This window comes from Massilia mucilaginosa (assembly GCF_011682145.1).
In the GTDB taxonomy this organism is placed as follows: domain Bacteria; phylum Pseudomonadota; class Gammaproteobacteria; order Burkholderiales; family Burkholderiaceae_D; genus Telluria_A; species Telluria_A mucilaginosa.
In genome coordinates, this window is record NZ_WHJH01000033.1 from 32,624 (window position 1) to 46,843 (window position 14,220).

Sequence of the window (14,220 nt, forward strand, 5' to 3'; positions counted from 1 at the left end):
CCTTGATTATCATGATCGGTACAACCTGCCGTGCTGCACCTCGTGCCGCATCGACAGCATGGACAGGCCGGGCGACCAGTTCGACATTGCCTCGTCGCCCAGCGTTTGCGCGCGCCGCGCCGCCTGCTCGATGTCGGCGCGCAGCGACAGCAGCATGCGCTGGCCCGCCACCTGCCCCAGCGGCACCGACTTGACGCACACCAGCACCTGGTTTTCGATCCACGAGAACAGCATGGCCAGCAGCGCTTCCTCGTGCGGTATGCCAAGGGCGTCGACCGCGCAGGCAAAAGCGGTCGGCAGCGCCACCTCGGGGCCGAGCGAGGTCACGTCGGCCACGCCCAGCTCCGCGATCAGGCGCGTGAGCGAGTAGCCCATCTGGATGGTCTCGCCGCGGAACTCCGCACTGTCGCGCGAGGCCAGGAAACGCTCGCTCCACAAGGCCACCGAGGCATCGTCATGCGCCTCGAAGGCCTTGAGCAGGCGCCAGAACAGCGGCGCATCCCACTGCGCCACGACCTCGCCGAGGTGGCGCGCGATCCACGCGCGGGCGCTGTCGGCGTCCGTGACCAGGCCCGCCTCGAGCGCCGCTTCCAGTCCTTGCGAATAGCTGTAGCCGCCGATCGGCAGCGCCGGGCTGGCGAACTGCAGCAGGTGCAGCAGCGCGGCCGCGTTCATGCCGGTGCCGGATCGCTCGGACGGTGGATCTTCTGGCGCAGCGGCACCGGCGCCAGCGGATGGCGATCGTGGCCGTGACCGTGGCTGTGCCCCGCGCCCGCGTACGCTCCCGCCTCCGGCTCGAACGGCGCGTTCTCCTGCTCGACGCGCGCGCCCAGGCCCTCCACCATCTCCCTGAGCACCGGATCGACCCGGATGCGCAGGAAGCCCGCGCCGATCTGCGCCTGCGTGTGCCGGTTACCCAGGTGGAAAGCGCAGCGCGCCATGGTCAAGGGCGTGTCGCAATGGACGACGTAGGTCGGTTCGCTGGCGGCGACAATGCGCACCACGCGACCGTCGGCTCCCGTCAGCAGCTCGCCGTCGCGCAGCACCGTGCCGCGCACCATGAACAGCGCCACGTCGTCGCCCGACACCAGGCGCGCGCGCAGGCGGCATTTTTCGCGCTGGTCGTAGGCCAGCACCAGTTCATCGTCGATGCGGTCGGCGTCGGCCAGCTTGGTATGCAATGTCATCATCACAGGGTTCTCTCAGAACAGGAAATAGCGCTGCGCCATCGGCAGCACGACGGCGGCTTCGCAGACCAGCAACTGGCCGTCGGCGCGCACTTCGTAGGTTTCGGGATCGACTTCCATGCAGGGCGTGGCGCCGTTGTGGATCATGTCGCGCTTGCGCAGGTGGCGCATGCCGTGCACGGGAATGAGCGTCTTGTTCAAGCCCAGTTGCCGGCCGATGCCGGCATCGTAGGCCGCTTGCGAGACGAAGGTGAACGACTTTTTGAGCCCGCCGCCGAAGGCGCCGAACATCATGCGGTAGTGCACCGGCTGCGGCGTGGGTATCGAGGCGTTCGGATCGCCCATCTGCGCCGCCGCGATCATGCCGCCCTTGAGAATGAGCGACGGCTTGACGCCGAAAAACGCCGGTTTCCACAGCACGATATCGGCGATCTTGCCCACTTCCAGCGAGCCGACCGCGTGCGACACGCCGTGCGTGATGGCCGGATTGATGGTGTACTTGGCGATATAGCGCTTGACGCGGAAGTTGTCGTTGCGCGCCGTGTCGGGCGCCAGCGCACCGCGCTGCTGCTTCATCTTGTGGGCGGTCTGCCAGGTGCGCATGATCACCTCGCCCACGCGCCCCATGGCTTGCGAGTCGGACGACATCATCGAGATCGCGCCCAGGTCGTGCAGGATATCCTCGGCGGCGATGGTCTCGCGCCGGATGCGCGACTCGGCGAACGCCACGTCTTCGGCAATGGCCGGGTCGAGGTGGTGGCACACCATCAGCATGTCGAGATGCTCGTCGAGCGTGTTGACGGTGAAGGGCCGGGTCGGATTGGTCGACGACGGCAGCACGTTCTCCTGGCCGACGGCGGCGATGATGTCCGGCGCATGGCCGCCGCCCGCGCCTTCGGTATGGAAGGTGTGGATGGTGCGGTCCTTGAAGGCGTCCAGCGTGGTCTCCAAAAAGCCGCCTTCGTTGAGCGTATCCGAATGCAGCGCCACCTGTACGTCCATGCGCTCGGCCACCGCCAGGCAGTTGTCGATGGCGGCCGGGGTGCTGCCCCAGTCTTCGTGCAGTTTCAGGCCAATTGCGCCTGCCAGCACCTGCTCCTCCAGCGGCCCTGGCAGGCTCACGTTCCCCTTGCCCATGAAGCCCAGGTTCATCGGAAAGGCGTCGGCCGCCGCCAGCATCGCGTGCAGATGCCACGGCCCCGGCGTGCAGGTGGTGGCCGCGGTGCCGGTCGCAGGCCCGGTGCCGCCGCCGATCATGGTGGTGATGCCGCTCATGAGCGCTTCTTCGATCTGCTGCGGGCAGATGAAATGGATGTGCGTATCGACCCCGCCGGCGGTGACGATCATGCCCTCGCCGGCGATGATTTCGGTGGCGCCGCCGATGGCCATGGTGACGCCTGGCTGCACATCCGGGTTGCCGGCCTTGCCGATGGCCGCGATCAGGCCATTCTTGAGGCCGATATCGGCCTTGACGATGCCCCAGTGGTCGACGATGACGGCGTTAGTGATCACGGTGTCCATCACCTCGGCGTGCAGCCGTTGCGACTGGCCCATGCCGTCGCGGATGGTTTTACCGCCGCCGAACTTGACTTCTTCGCCATGGATGGCGAAGTCGCGTTCGATCTCGATGAACAGGTCGGTGTCGGCCAGGCGGATGCGGTCTCCCGTGGTGGGGCCGAACATGTCGGCATAGGCGCGGCGGCTGATGGACGGCATCTCAGTCGCTCCCTTGCGGCGGCAGTTCGCCCATCACCAGGCCGTTAAAGCCGAACACCATCCGGTCGCCACCGAGCGCAACCAGTTCCACGGTGCGCTGCTGGCCCGGTTCGAAGCGCACGGCGGTGCCGGAGGCGATATTGAGCCGCATGCCGATCGCCGCGCTGCGCGCGAAGCGCAGCGCGGTATTGACTTCGAAGAAGTGAAAGTGCGAGCCGACCTGGATCGGCCGGTCGCCGCTGTTGGCCACGACCACGGTGCGGGTGGCGCGGCCGGCGTTGAGTTCAATGTCGCCGTCGGCCAGCAGGTATTCGCCAGGTATCATGCTCGTCTCGCTCTCAGGGAATCGGGTTGTGGACGGTCACCAGCTTGCTGCCGTCCGGGAAAGTCGCCTCGACCTGGATGTCGGGGATCATCTCGGCGATGCCGTCCATGACGTCGGCGCGCGTCAAGATGGCGGCGCCGTCGGACATCAGCTGCGCGACCGTCCTGCCGTCGCGCGCGCCCTCCATGATGGCGGCGCTGATCAAGGCCACCGCTTCCGGATAATTGAGTTTGAGGCCGCGCGCCATGCGCCGTTCGGCCAGCAAGGCGGCGGTGAAGATCAGCAGCTTGTCTTTTTCGCGCGGGGTCAGGTCCATGGATCGTCTCCTCTTTTCTAGGTGTTCCAGATGCGCGGCAGCGGCGCGGCGCACCCGAGCAAATGGGGGCGCAGCATTTGCCACACGCCGAACATGACGCGGCGCGCGCTTTCGCTGTCGTCGCCCAGGTAGCGCGCGACGAACACCGATTTGATCTGGGTGACGCCGAGGCCCGGGTCGAGTGCGCGCATGGCGTCGATCAGCGCGGCGCCGGCCGGCTTGCCCACCCCGACCAGGGTGGCGCACACGCTCGCGCGATTCAGTCCCAGGGGGCTGTGCATGGCCGCGCTGCCGCCGCGCAGCGCGCCCTGCTCCCACCACAGCAGCTTGCCGCCACGGCGGATCTGGGTGTGCTGGGTGATTGAGCCGCTGTCGAAGGTCTCGCCGGAGGCGCGCCGGCCCAGGCACAGGATGTCGCAGCCGATGTAGCTGGCATCGAACGCCAGCTCGACCCGTTGTTCGAGCGCCACATGGGCGCCGTTGAAGAAAATGGCTTCCTGCGGCATCCACTCGACGGCCGCGCCGGCGCCGGCGTCGATCGTCACGTCCTGGCGCGAGACCTTGCCGTTGGCCCGGTACCACTTGGTGGCGCCGGGCGAGGTCAGGAAAGCGTGCGCGGATGCGCCGGCCGATACGTTCACCGACAGCCGGTCGCCACCCACCACGCCACCGGGTGGATGGACGATGATCGCGTGGCAGATGCGCGCGCCTTCCGGATACAGCGGCTTTTGCACCCGCAGCGGCCCGCTGTGGACACGCTCCATCAGCCGCGTGGTGCCGGCATCGTCGGCGAAACGCAGCCGCAAGCTGGCTTGCCATGCACTGTGGGTCGGTTCGGTCGGGTGGCAATCTCGCATACCGTTGAAATAGCAGGATGCGTGCCAGCGTGCGGGGCACGTTCACGGTGCGGCGCGCCCGCCGCCGGTGATCGGGCGCACCGCCGCGGCGCGCACGCACCGCCGTGGTGCATTAGAACTTGACGCCCATCGACACCGCCACCACGTCGCGGTCCACCTGCGTGTTGTAGACGCCGCCCCATACCGGCACATACACGACTTCGGCGACGTAGCGCTTCAGGTATTCCATGCGCACGCCCATGTTCGCGGTGCGCCGCCCTTCGTTGAGCATGAAGTCGTACGACCAGCCCTTCACATCGTGCTGGAGCTGCGCCCATGCGTGCAGATTCAGCCCCGCCCTTGCGTGGGCCACGCGCGCATCCACCCGTATGCGATACGAATACGCGCTCGGCGTGACATATCCATCGCTGCTGCACTGGCGGGCGGCGTCGATGGAAGTGACGATGCAAGTCCCGTTGACCGGGCCATTGCCGTACTGGTCGACCCGTCCGTAGCGCCGCACGGACGGATCGGGTAGCCCGGCGACATGCTTGACCACGACTTCGCCAAGGGCGCTCAGGGCGACGCCGCCGACGCGCGGCCAGCCCCGCTGCGCGCCCGCCTGAAGCTGGACGGTGCGGTAGCGGTCATAGGTGTGATACAGCGCGCCAGGCGACACCGCATCGACCTCCTTGCGCAGCAGCGATGGAAAGGTGGGATTGAGCAGTGCCGGCAAGGTGTCGCCGGGCGGCAGCTGCAAGGGCTGGTTGGCGCGCCATGCCAGCTCTCCGAACACGCTCCCGTGCGCGCGCCGGCGCATCACAGTCAGCGCCGTCATGGCAATGTCGCCCGCGTACTCGGTGAAGTAGCGCATGTTCCTGCCATCCGGATCGCCTGCGATCAGGCCCAAGCCGGGCCGCTGCGCCTTGCGCACGCCAGGCAAGGGGGTGCTGCCGGTGTAGCGCGCGTGATACAAGCCCACATCCATCGCCAGCGGCAGCGACTTCCACGTCAGCGCCGCTCCGTACTGGCGGTCGTCGGACGGTGCCGGATTGTCCATGCGTTCGACATAGGCGCGGCCAGCCAGGCGAGTCCGGTCGCTCGCCGTCATCGGACCTGCGAAAGCCAGGTTGCAGCCTTGCGCCATGTAGTCGGTGCCGGACCAGAAGGTGCCGCACAGGTCCGGCACCGACGGCCGGAAGCTGAACTGGTAAAAGCCTTCGACGCCCAAGCCGCTACCCGCCTCCAGCCGCGCGAACAGCATGGGGGCCGGCACCAGGGTTTCCTGCGGCACGGCGTCGGCACGCCGACGCGCCGGGAAGTCGGCCGGGTTGAGCGCAGCGAGGCCACCGGCAAAGCCGCTGCGCTCACCCCACGCCAGCGACTGCCGCCCGAGGCGGGTCAGGGCCCGCACGTCCCCGATGTGCGCACTATGCTGGAGAAAGGCATCGCCCAGCGCCACGCCCGAAAAGCGCGACAGCCGCGCGCCGCCGGCGTCGCCCAGCGGCTGGCCGGCGGCGTAGCCGTTGATGCTGTTGCCCCACGCGCGCGCATGGTCGCTCAGGGCGAAGTCGTGCCATGCCTTGACGCGCACCAGCGCGCTGAAGTTGCCTTCGGCAGCGGCCAGGTCCACATAGCCCTTGAGCGCACGCGTGACGGCGTCGCCACGCCGGAAATTCAGGTTGGCGTCATCGCTGTTCTGGCCCGCGCTGGCAAGGCCGGACAGTCCGAGCGCCTGCGCGTTGTATGCAACGAGCATATGCGCAGCCGGATCCTCGGTGCGGAAGCTGGCGCCAAAACTGAGCCGCCCGCTCACTTGCGTCTCGAGCGCGTACGCGGGCAGCGCGCTCGCCAAAACGGCGGCCGTGAATGCGGCGTGAACGTGCCGGCGCGCGGTGCTATGCATGTATGACCTGTGGTAGGTTGCGGTAAGCCGACATTTGCCGGCGCTTACTTTTGGTTACAATAAAATTTACCACGCGTTACAATGGCTTGTCACGCGTACTTACACACCCCACACATCGGCCTCGGTGAAGCCCAGTTCCGCGAAATCCTGCGCCCGGTCTTCGGCTTCGCCACGGCTGTAGAATTCATCGAGCTGCGGCGGCTCGACGGCGGTCCCGGCGAGCATGGCGTGGACCTGTCCACGGTGGTGGATCTGGTGCTGGAACAGATGCGCCAGCAGGCGTGCGGGCGTATCGAGCATGAGCCCGTGCTCGCGCAAGATGCCGACGTCGCGCGCGAGCGTGGCTTGGTCGAGCTGGCGGCAGTAAGCGATCAGGCGCTGGTCGCTCAGCTTTTGCGCCGCCCACACCTCGGCGCAGGTGGCGAACGGCTCTTCCGGCTCGAAAAAGGCGGCGCAGTAGTCGGGATGCGGCGCGTCGCCGCGCGCGGCCCGTTCGATGGCGTCGATGTAGAACCAGTCAACGGTCAGGTTGTGATTCAACGTGCTTTTGATCGACGGGAAAAAGCTGGTGCGCGTCGCCAGCGCGAATTCGTCCTGGGACAGCGTGGCGCAGGCGCGCAATAAACGGTGATTGGCCCAGGCGTTGTTGTAGGCCTGGGCGATCAGGTAGCGCAGAAATTGGTTCATGATGTCGGTAGGTGAAGTGGAGGCCGATCAGGCCGGTGGTCCATACAGCGCCTCGGCGCGCTGGAACAGGATCCACGACGTGGCGATGTATTTGTCGCCGCTGCGCGCCACATGGCCCTTGTGCGAATGGGTGAAGCCGGCCGGCGCGATGATCAGGCGGCCCTGGCGCGCTTCGACTTTGCGCCGCTGGTAGTAGAACTCCGTTTCGCCGCCCTCGTCCACGTCGTTCAGGTAGAACTGGAACAGCAGCGCGCGGTGCAGGCTTTCGCAGCTGGCGTTTTGCGGATAGATCTCGGAATGCCAGTGATGATAGCCGCCGCTGGCCTGCACGTACTTTTGCACGTTGATCTGGCCGGCGCGGTACATCATGCGCATCAGTTCATCGATGTGGGCGGTGCCGCACTCGTCGAAATTCTCCGGCGACAGCGTCACCGGCTCGCCGGTGCTTGGGTGGATCACCTGCGGCGACAGCGCGCCGATGAGCATCATGCGGTATTTGTCCAGGTAGGCGCACAGATGCTCGCGCACGGCCTGCATCATCATCGCTGAAACGTCCTGCCATTCCTCGTGGGCCGAGATGGTCAGGTCGTAGCTGTCTTTCTTGCTCGTGTCGACGCCGTTACCGGTCTTGCCGCGCACGACCTTCTCGCTGGCGTCGAAGCGCGCCAGGATGGCGGCGCACTGCTCGCTGGTCAGCGCATTGTCGTAAATCTCGATAAAGTCGTCCATCGTCGGTCTTTCGGATCTGGTTTTTCTGATACCGGCATAGTACACAAGGCGCGCTGCGGGGTCACTAGCCGGCTGACAGCGCGACGTTCCATGCAAGCCCGTACGGAAGCACGCACGGCCCGAACACAAAATGCAGCACGCGGCGCCGGCCCTGCCCGAGCGCCTTGGACGAGGCATGCAGCAGCAGCGGGCGCATCAACAGTGCGCCGCCGATGCCGGCAAGGCACGCCACCGGCGGCGTGGCATCGCGCGCGGCGGCGGCACCGGGCTGCGCAAGCACGCCGGCGCGGTGCGATCCCGGCACCACCAGCAGCGGACCGTCGTCAATGCCGCACGGGTCCAGGTGAACGCGCACGGCCACCAGTTGGTCGAGCACCGCTAGCGGCGCCTGCACGAACAGCGTGCCTTCCTTGAGCGACCAGCCGCGCAGCCCGGGCGCATCGACCCGCGCCGCCACCGGAATGCTCAGGTCCTGGTGCAGCGGCACCAGCCAGTTGCGGCCGGCCGATTTTTCGAAGTAGGTGCACTGCACCGCGACCGAATCCGGTTCAAACAAGGATGCCAGCACGGGATCGGCGCGCAGGCGCACGGCCAGCGCGGCGCACCACGGTTGCGCCAGCAGGCAGCGCGTACCGCCCGAGGCCGCGCCGGCCGGCTGCACCAGTTCTGCAAGTTGCGCGCAGTCGGCCGCCGGCAGCACGTCAGGCACGAGCGCGTAGCCCAGTTGCGCGAACTGCGCCTTCATTTGACCGCCAGCGCGTCCGACGCCATGGCCGCGCTCAAGAAAATCCGGCCGTTGATGGTGCCGAGCAGGTCGCTCGCTTTCAGGCGGTCCATCACCGGCCCCTTGACCTCGGCCAGGTGCAGGCCGATGCCGCGCTGGCGCAGCGCCAGATTGAGTTCGCCCAGCCCGAACAGGGCCGAGGTATCGATCGAGCTGACCGCCGTCATCACCAGCACCAGGTGGCGGGCCGCCGGATGCAGCGCCAGTTCGTCCTCGATGCGCGCATTGACCGCTTCCACGTTGCCGAAAAAGAGATTGGCGTCGATGCGCAGCATCAGCACATCGGGCACGGTACCGGCGGGGTAGCGTTCGATATTCCTGAAATGCTCGGTGCCGGCGATCCGCCCCAGCACCGCGATATGCGGACGGCTGGCGCGCCATATCAGGGTGCCGAGCGAGAGCAGCACGCCGAGAACGACGCCCACATCGACGCCCAGCGCAATCACGCCGCCAGCGGTTGCCAGCAGGGCCAGCGCGTCGCCGCGGTCGTAGCGCCAGGAGGTGCGCAGGGTGTCCAGTTCCAGCATGCCCAGCACCGCCACGATGATGGTCGCCGCCAGCGCGGGTAGCGGCAGCAGTGCCAGCCAGCCGGTGGGCGCGACCAGCGCCAGTGCCAGCAGCACGCCGGTGATGATGCTCGCCAGCGGGGTGTTGGCGCCGGCCGCGAAGTTCACGCCCGAGCGCGACAGGCTGCCGGTGACCGGCAAGCCGCCCGTGAGCGCGCTGCCGATGTTGGCCACGCCCAGGCCGACCAGCTCCATATTACTTTGCAGTTTTTCCTGGCGCTTGAGCGCGAGCGTCTGGGCGGCCGACATCCCCAGCAAGAAGATCATGAAGCCGATCAGCAGCGCCGGCTGCAGCAGCGCGCGCCAGTGGGTGCTGGAGGTGGCCAGGTTCAGGCCAGGCAGGCCGGCGGGAACCTCGCCGGTGCTTTGCACGCCCAGCCCCGGCAAGTCCAGCAGGCTTGAGAGCAGCATGGCGCCGAGTACCACCAGCATGGGTGCGAGGCGCGCGCCGATGTCGGCCGCGCTGTCTGAAACGCCGGCACGGCGCAGCAGCCGCGCCAGGTAGCGTTTGGCCAGCAGCAGCACGGCGATGGCGCCGCCGCCGAGGATTGCGCTGGGTATGTGCACCTGCGCCAGCGTGCCGCCGGCCAGCACTTTCACCTGGCCGAGGGCGATGACGATGGCCGCGCCAATGGTGAAGCCGCTCATGACGGGACGCGAGAAGAAATTGGCCACGTAGCCGAGCCGCAGCAGGCCGCACAACAGCAGCACGGCGCCGGAAGCGAGGGCCAGCTGGGCGGCCAGCACGATGTACAGGCCGGAGCCGGGAGCGGCGAGCGGCGCCAGCGCGGCGGCCGTCATGAGCGAGATGATCGCCATCGGGCCGACCGACTGGGTCATGCTCGATCCGAAAATCGCATACAGAATCGGCGGGAGGATGCTGGCGTAGATGCCGGCCACCGGCGGCAGGCCAGCCACCAGGGCGTAGGCCATCCCTTGCGGGATCATCATGAGGGCGACGACGATGCCGGCGCTGATATCACCGGTCAGCGACGCGCGCCGGTAGTTTCTTAACCACTGCAGCATGCCCACTTGATCTGTTTATCCTTTTGCCGGTGATGGCGGATTATACAGCAGCGTAACCGTCGCTCCCGCGCAGGCAGGAGCGACGGCAAGGGCCGGAATCCCAATGCTGATGGCTGCGCCGAGCTTACGACATCGCCAATTCCACGCAATTGCGTCCCGCGCGCTTGGCGCGGCTCAGGGCCGCGTCGACCCGCAGCATCAGCGAGTCCGCGCTTTCCTGGTCGGCCAGCTGCGCCACGCCCAGCGAAATGGTCAGCCTGTCGCAGCCCGCAATGTCGGACTGCGCCACCGCCACCCGGATCTTCTCGGCGATCTTGAGCGCGTCGATCGCGCTGGTATGCGGCACGATAATCAAAAACTCCTCGCCGCCCGAGCGGATCAGCACATCGCTGGTGCGCAGCGTGGACTGCACCACATCGGCCACCGTGCGCAGCGCCGCGTCGCCCACCGGATGGCCGAACTGGTCGTTGATGGCCTTGAAGCGGTCGATATCGAAGCCGATCAGCGCGGCCGGCACCCTGTACCTGCGGGCGCGCTTGATTTCCAGTTCGAGCAAGTGCTCGCCGTGGCGCCGGTTGGCCACGCCCGTGAGCGCGTCGACCGTGGCCAGTTGCGTCACGCGCCCGAGCAAGGCTTCGTTCTCGCGGCTGACCGCCGCCATGCGCAAACCAAAACCGGCCAGCTGCGCCAGCGCCACGAAGGAATCGAGTTCCGCGGCGCTGAACTGGCGCGCGCGGCCGAACATGAGGCACAGCGAGCCGGCCAGCGCACTCCCCGGCGCGGAACCGAGCGGCAGCCCGATCACCATTTCGACGCCCTTGTCGACCAGCGACAGCGCCAGTTCCGGCTCGCCCGCCTTGGCCGGCGCATCGAGCAGGCACATTTCGTTGCTGCACGCGGCCACCAGACCGGGGAAAGCATGCCGCAGCGGCGACTGCAGCAGCCTGTCGCTGCGGTGAAGCACGCGCGTCAGGTTCAGGCCCGCGGGCGAATACTGCGCTTCAAGCTGCAGGTCGCCCGGCACGTCCATGCGAAACAGCGAGGCGTGCACGGCGCCGGCGGCGTCGCACAGCGCCACGCAAATCTGTTCCGCCACGCTGGTCAGGTCGTCGACATCGACCAGCGCCTGCTGCAGGCGCGTGCGCAGTGCCAGCAGCGCGCGCAGGTCGTCCGCATGCGTGACGCTGGCCTCGGGTGCGTCAAGCTGCGTCTCGATGGCGGCGCGCAGGTCGCCCTCTTCGAGCGGCGTGATGGCGTAGGCGAGCGGGCCGAACGCCATCAGCGCGGGCAGCCACCCGGCGCTGATGAACGGGCACAGGACCAGCACCGGCGCACCGGCGCGGCGCGCGATCAGTTCACCGAGCGCCTCCAGGTCGAAACTGCGGTCGAACCGCTCAAGATCGATAATCAGCAGGTCGATGCGCTCCTGGCCCAGTAGCAGGGTGGCCTGCTCGCTGCCGTCGGCAATGAACAGGCGCGCGAACAGGTCGGCATACATGCCCTGGAAATCGACCCGACGCTGTCCTACGGGATTGAGAAAAAGTCCAATCTGCTGCGCCATCAAATCTCCCTTGAGCACTAAAGTATGCGGCATAAATACGCAGTGGCAACATCCCTCGCGTCCGCCCGTCTCACAGTTTGCCATAAAGCACCAAGCCAGCAAACACGAACGCGCGCGTAGTGTGCGCGGGCGCACCGTCAACACAGTAGCACGGTCCGATACTGCCTGTTCTGACGGAGGAAGCACCATGGCAAATACAGATGAGAACTCAATGAGTTCGCAGGTCGAAGCGGTCGCCGACAAACAGCGCGCGATCCAGAGCCGGCAGGATCAGAAAGACGCCGCGGGCGGCAAGGAAGACAGCAAGGAAGCGGTGCAAACCGGCGGGCCGGTGCAGCCGGCACCGCCGCTGCCGTCGCAGCACCTGGTCAAACCGGGCATCGAAGCGTCGATGGCATTGAAGCCCCGCTTCATGGCCGAAGGCTACAAGGGCAGCGCCAAGCTGCAAGGGCAAACGGCCATCATCACCGGCGGCGACTCGGGCATCGGGCGCGCCGTGGCGGTGCTGTTCGCGCGCGAAGGCGCCGACGTGGCCATCTTTTACCTGAACGAACACGAAGACGCCGAAGAAACCAAGCGCTGCGTCGAGGCCGAGGGCCAGCGTTGCATCACCGTGGCGGGCGACGTCAAGGACATGGCCTTTTGCCAGCAAGCGGTGGACCAGGTGGTGGCCCAATTCGGGCGCCTCGATGTGCTGGTCAATAACGCCGCCTTCCAGGAGCACGCCGAATCGCTGCTCGACCTGACCGAAGAGCGCTTCGACGAAACCATGCGCACCAATATCTACGGCTACTTCCACATGGCCAAAGCCGCCCTGCCCCACCTCAAGCGCGGCGCGGCGATTATCAACACCGGATCGGTGACCGGGCTGCAGGGCTCGGGCAAGCTGCTCGACTACTCGGCCACCAAGGGCGCGATCCATGCGTTCACGATGTCGCTGGCGTCGAACCTGCTGGACCAGGGCATCCGCGTGAACGCGATTGCGCCAGGACCGGTATGGACGCCGCTCAACCCGGCCGACCAGGCGCCCGACAAGATCGCCAAGTTCGGGCAAAGCACCGACATGCGCCGTCCGGCCCAGCCGGAAGAGCTCTCGCCGGCGTATGTATTCCTGGCCTCGGCGGTATGTTCGAGCTACATCACCGGCATCGTGCTGCCGGTCACCGGCAGCGTGGGCGGATAAGAAAGGACCGGCATATGGGACGCAGTCTATGGAAAGGCGCAATCAGCTTCGGGTTGGTGCATATTCCGGTCGAGATGCATCCGGCCGTGCGCGACAACGCGCTCGACCTGACCATGCTCGACCGCCGCGACTTCTCGCCGGTCGGATTCAAGCGCTATAACAAGGGCAACAACAAGGAAGTGGTCTGGGACGACATCGTCAAGGGCTACGAGTACGCCGACGACGAGTACGTGGTGCTGTCCGAGGAAGACCTGCGCCGCGCCAACCCCGAGGCCACCGGCACCATCGACATCCTGGCCTTTGTCGATGCCGACACGGTGCCGCTGCTGTACTACGAACAGCCCTACTATCTGGCGCCCGGCAAGGGCGGCGACAAGGTCTACGCACTGCTGCGCGAAACCTTGAAAAAGGTCGGCAAGATCGGCATCGCCACGGTGGTCATTCGCGTCAAGCAGCATCTGGCGGCGCTGGTGTGCGAAGGCGACACCATCGTGCTCAATACGCTGCGCTACAGCGACGAGATCCGTCCCACCGATGAACTCAAGATCCCGTCCGCCAGGTCGAAGAGCGCCGCCATCTCCGACAAGGAGCTGAAAATGGCGATGGCGCTGGTCGAGGGCATGAGCGAGGACTGGGAGCCGGAGCAGTACCACGACACCTATCGCGAAGACATCCTGGCGCTGGTCGAGAAGAAGGTCAAGGCCAGGCAAACCAAGACCATCACCATGCCGGAGAAGGAAAAAGCGCCGGCCAGCAAAGGCAACGTCATCGACCTGGTGGCGCTGTTGCAGCAAAGTCTGGGCAAGAAGCCCGGCAAGGCCAGTGCGCCCGCCGAGGACAGCGAGGACGAGAGCGAGGAGGAAGACGAGGTAAAAGCGCCGGCCGCCAAACCGCGCAAGGCTGCGTCCAAAACCCCGGCGCGCGCGACGACGCCCGCGAAAGCAGCGGCCAAAGCCGCCGCGAAACCGGCGGCCAAAGCCAAGGCAGCGCCGGCCCGGCGCAAAGCCGCGTGACGGACCAGGAGCCGCATGGACGATATTTTTGCTTTACTCGAGTGGCCGGCGATGGCGATCAGCCTGGCGGCGGCGTGGTGGATGGGCTCGAAAAAGGCCGGCAAGCGCATCGTCGCCTTCTGCATGCTCATCGTCGGCAACCTGATGTGGATCGCGTGGGGCTGGGGCGAAGCCGCCTGGGCGCTCATTGCCCTCAACGTCGGACTGCTGGCCCTGAACGTGCGCGGCATCCGCAAGAACGAGGATGATGCCTGACGAGGACCGGCCACCGGCGAACATGCAATCATGGCGCGCATTCCGCAGCAGAAGCTGCCAATTTTTACCGGACGTTTGCATGAAATCTGCGTTTTCGGCTGTCGTCCCTGACGCCGGCGCATCGCGCCAC

At 66.7% G+C, this 14,220-nt stretch carries 15 protein-coding genes; 3 read left to right on the forward strand and 12 right to left on the reverse strand.

Annotation, left to right across the window (positions count from 1 at the left end):
- Positions 1-9 precede the first annotated feature (9 nt).
- The 12 genes from F2P45_RS22280 to F2P45_RS22335 all read right to left on the reverse strand — a co-directional run bounded on the left by F2P45_RS22280 (position 10) and on the right by F2P45_RS22335 (position 11,639).
- Positions 10-675: an urease accessory protein UreF gene (locus F2P45_RS22280; protein WP_166880050.1), complete on the reverse strand. Its 666-nt coding sequence runs from the start codon at positions 673-675 to the stop codon at positions 10-12.
- A complete protein-coding gene (gene ureE / locus F2P45_RS22285) occupies positions 672-1,190 on the reverse strand; it encodes an urease accessory protein UreE (protein WP_166880052.1) in 519 nt (172 codons plus the stop codon). Before ureE ends, F2P45_RS22280 begins: the two co-directional genes overlap by 4 nt.
- Positions 1,191-1,202: 12 nt before the next feature.
- Entirely contained in the window at positions 1,203-2,903 is a 1,701-nt protein-coding gene (gene ureC / locus F2P45_RS22290; RefSeq protein ID WP_166880054.1) for an urease subunit alpha, read from the reverse strand.
- 1 nt (position 2,904) lies between these two features.
- Positions 2,905-3,228 carry an urease subunit beta gene (locus F2P45_RS22295; RefSeq protein WP_166880056.1) on the reverse strand — a complete coding sequence of 108 codons (324 nt, stop codon included), beginning with the start codon at positions 3,226-3,228 and terminating at the stop codon, positions 2,905-2,907.
- A gap of 13 nt (positions 3,229-3,241) precedes the next feature.
- Positions 3,242-3,544, reverse strand: a complete 303-nt coding sequence (locus F2P45_RS22300; protein WP_166880058.1) for an urease subunit gamma — start codon at positions 3,542-3,544, stop codon at positions 3,242-3,244.
- A gap of 17 nt (positions 3,545-3,561) precedes the next feature.
- Positions 3,562-4,350: an urease accessory protein UreD gene (locus F2P45_RS22305; protein WP_229505229.1), complete on the reverse strand. Its 789-nt coding sequence runs from the start codon at positions 4,348-4,350 to the stop codon at positions 3,562-3,564.
- Between the two features lie 163 nt (positions 4,351-4,513).
- Positions 4,514-6,286, reverse strand: a complete 1,773-nt coding sequence (locus F2P45_RS22310; RefSeq protein WP_166880061.1) for a DUF1302 domain-containing protein — start codon at positions 6,284-6,286, stop codon at positions 4,514-4,516.
- Between the two features lie 99 nt (positions 6,287-6,385).
- The gene (locus F2P45_RS22315) at positions 6,386-6,973 is read right to left on the reverse strand and encodes a DinB family protein (protein WP_166880063.1); all 588 of its coding nucleotides are present in this window, start codon (positions 6,971-6,973) and stop codon (positions 6,386-6,388) included.
- Positions 6,974-7,000: 27 nt separating this feature from the next.
- Positions 7,001-7,702, reverse strand: coding sequence for a 2OG-Fe(II) oxygenase (locus F2P45_RS22320; RefSeq protein ID WP_166880065.1), 702 nt, complete (start codon positions 7,700-7,702; stop codon positions 7,001-7,003).
- Positions 7,703-7,766: 64 nt separating this feature from the next.
- Positions 7,767-8,447, reverse strand: coding sequence for a phytanoyl-CoA dioxygenase family protein (locus F2P45_RS22325; RefSeq protein ID WP_166880067.1), 681 nt, complete (start codon positions 8,445-8,447; stop codon positions 7,767-7,769).
- Positions 8,444-10,078, reverse strand: a complete 1,635-nt coding sequence (locus tag F2P45_RS22330) for a SulP family inorganic anion transporter (RefSeq protein WP_166880113.1) — start codon at positions 10,076-10,078, stop codon at positions 8,444-8,446. Before F2P45_RS22330 ends, F2P45_RS22325 begins: the two co-directional genes overlap by 4 nt.
- 124 nt (positions 10,079-10,202) lie before the next feature.
- Positions 10,203-11,639 carry a GGDEF domain-containing protein gene (locus F2P45_RS22335; protein WP_229505230.1) on the reverse strand — a complete coding sequence of 479 codons (1,437 nt, stop codon included), beginning with the start codon at positions 11,637-11,639 and terminating at the stop codon, positions 10,203-10,205.
- Between the two features lie 187 nt (positions 11,640-11,826).
- On the opposite strand from F2P45_RS22335, the gene F2P45_RS22340 reads away from it, so the two are divergent.
- From F2P45_RS22340 to F2P45_RS22350, 3 genes are read left to right on the forward strand one after another with little or no spacing between them, the layout of a single operon-like run.
- Positions 11,827-12,822 carry an SDR family oxidoreductase gene (locus F2P45_RS22340; protein WP_166880070.1) on the forward strand — a complete coding sequence of 332 codons (996 nt, stop codon included), beginning with the start codon at positions 11,827-11,829 and terminating at the stop codon, positions 12,820-12,822.
- A gap of 14 nt (positions 12,823-12,836) precedes the next feature.
- Positions 12,837-13,835, forward strand: a complete 999-nt coding sequence (ku, locus tag F2P45_RS22345; RefSeq protein ID WP_166880072.1) for a non-homologous end joining protein Ku — start codon at positions 12,837-12,839, stop codon at positions 13,833-13,835.
- A gap of 15 nt (positions 13,836-13,850) precedes the next feature.
- On the forward strand, positions 13,851-14,090 hold the full coding sequence (locus tag F2P45_RS22350) for a hypothetical protein (RefSeq protein ID WP_166880074.1): 240 nt from the start codon (positions 13,851-13,853) through the stop codon (positions 14,088-14,090).
- Positions 14,091-14,220 lie beyond the last annotated feature (130 nt).

Excerpts from the sequence above, each read along its gene's own strand:
- F2P45_RS22280 (WP_166880050.1), bottom strand. The coding sequence starts at position 675 with ATGAACGCGGCCGCGCTGCTGCACCTGCTGCAGTTCGCCAGCCCGGCG.
- ureE (WP_166880052.1), bottom strand. The coding sequence starts at position 1,190 with ATGATGACATTGCATACCAAGCTGGCCGACGCCGACCGCATCGACGAT.
- ureC (WP_166880054.1), bottom strand. The coding sequence starts at position 2,903 with ATGCCGTCCATCAGCCGCCGCGCCTATGCCGACATGTTCGGCCCCACC.
- F2P45_RS22295 (WP_166880056.1), bottom strand. The coding sequence starts at position 3,228 with ATGATACCTGGCGAATACCTGCTGGCCGACGGCGACATTGAACTCAAC.
- F2P45_RS22300 (WP_166880058.1), bottom strand. The coding sequence starts at position 3,544 with ATGGACCTGACCCCGCGCGAAAAAGACAAGCTGCTGATCTTCACCGCC.
- F2P45_RS22310 (WP_166880061.1), bottom strand. The coding sequence starts at position 6,286 with ATGCATAGCACCGCGCGCCGGCACGTTCACGCCGCATTCACGGCCGCC.
- F2P45_RS22315 (WP_166880063.1), bottom strand. The coding sequence starts at position 6,973 with ATGAACCAATTTCTGCGCTACCTGATCGCCCAGGCCTACAACAACGCC.
- F2P45_RS22320 (WP_166880065.1), bottom strand. The coding sequence starts at position 7,702 with ATGGACGACTTTATCGAGATTTACGACAATGCGCTGACCAGCGAGCAG.
- F2P45_RS22325 (WP_166880067.1), bottom strand. The coding sequence starts at position 8,447 with ATGAAGGCGCAGTTCGCGCAACTGGGCTACGCGCTCGTGCCTGACGTG.
- F2P45_RS22330 (WP_166880113.1), bottom strand. The coding sequence starts at position 10,078 with ATGCTGCAGTGGTTAAGAAACTACCGGCGCGCGTCGCTGACCGGTGAT.
- F2P45_RS22335 (WP_229505230.1), bottom strand. The coding sequence starts at position 11,639 with ATGGCGCAGCAGATTGGACTTTTTCTCAATCCCGTAGGACAGCGTCGG.
- F2P45_RS22340 (WP_166880070.1), top strand. The coding sequence starts at position 11,827 with ATGGCAAATACAGATGAGAACTCAATGAGTTCGCAGGTCGAAGCGGTC.
- ku (WP_166880072.1), top strand. The coding sequence starts at position 12,837 with ATGGGACGCAGTCTATGGAAAGGCGCAATCAGCTTCGGGTTGGTGCAT.
- F2P45_RS22350 (WP_166880074.1), top strand. The coding sequence starts at position 13,851 with ATGGACGATATTTTTGCTTTACTCGAGTGGCCGGCGATGGCGATCAGC.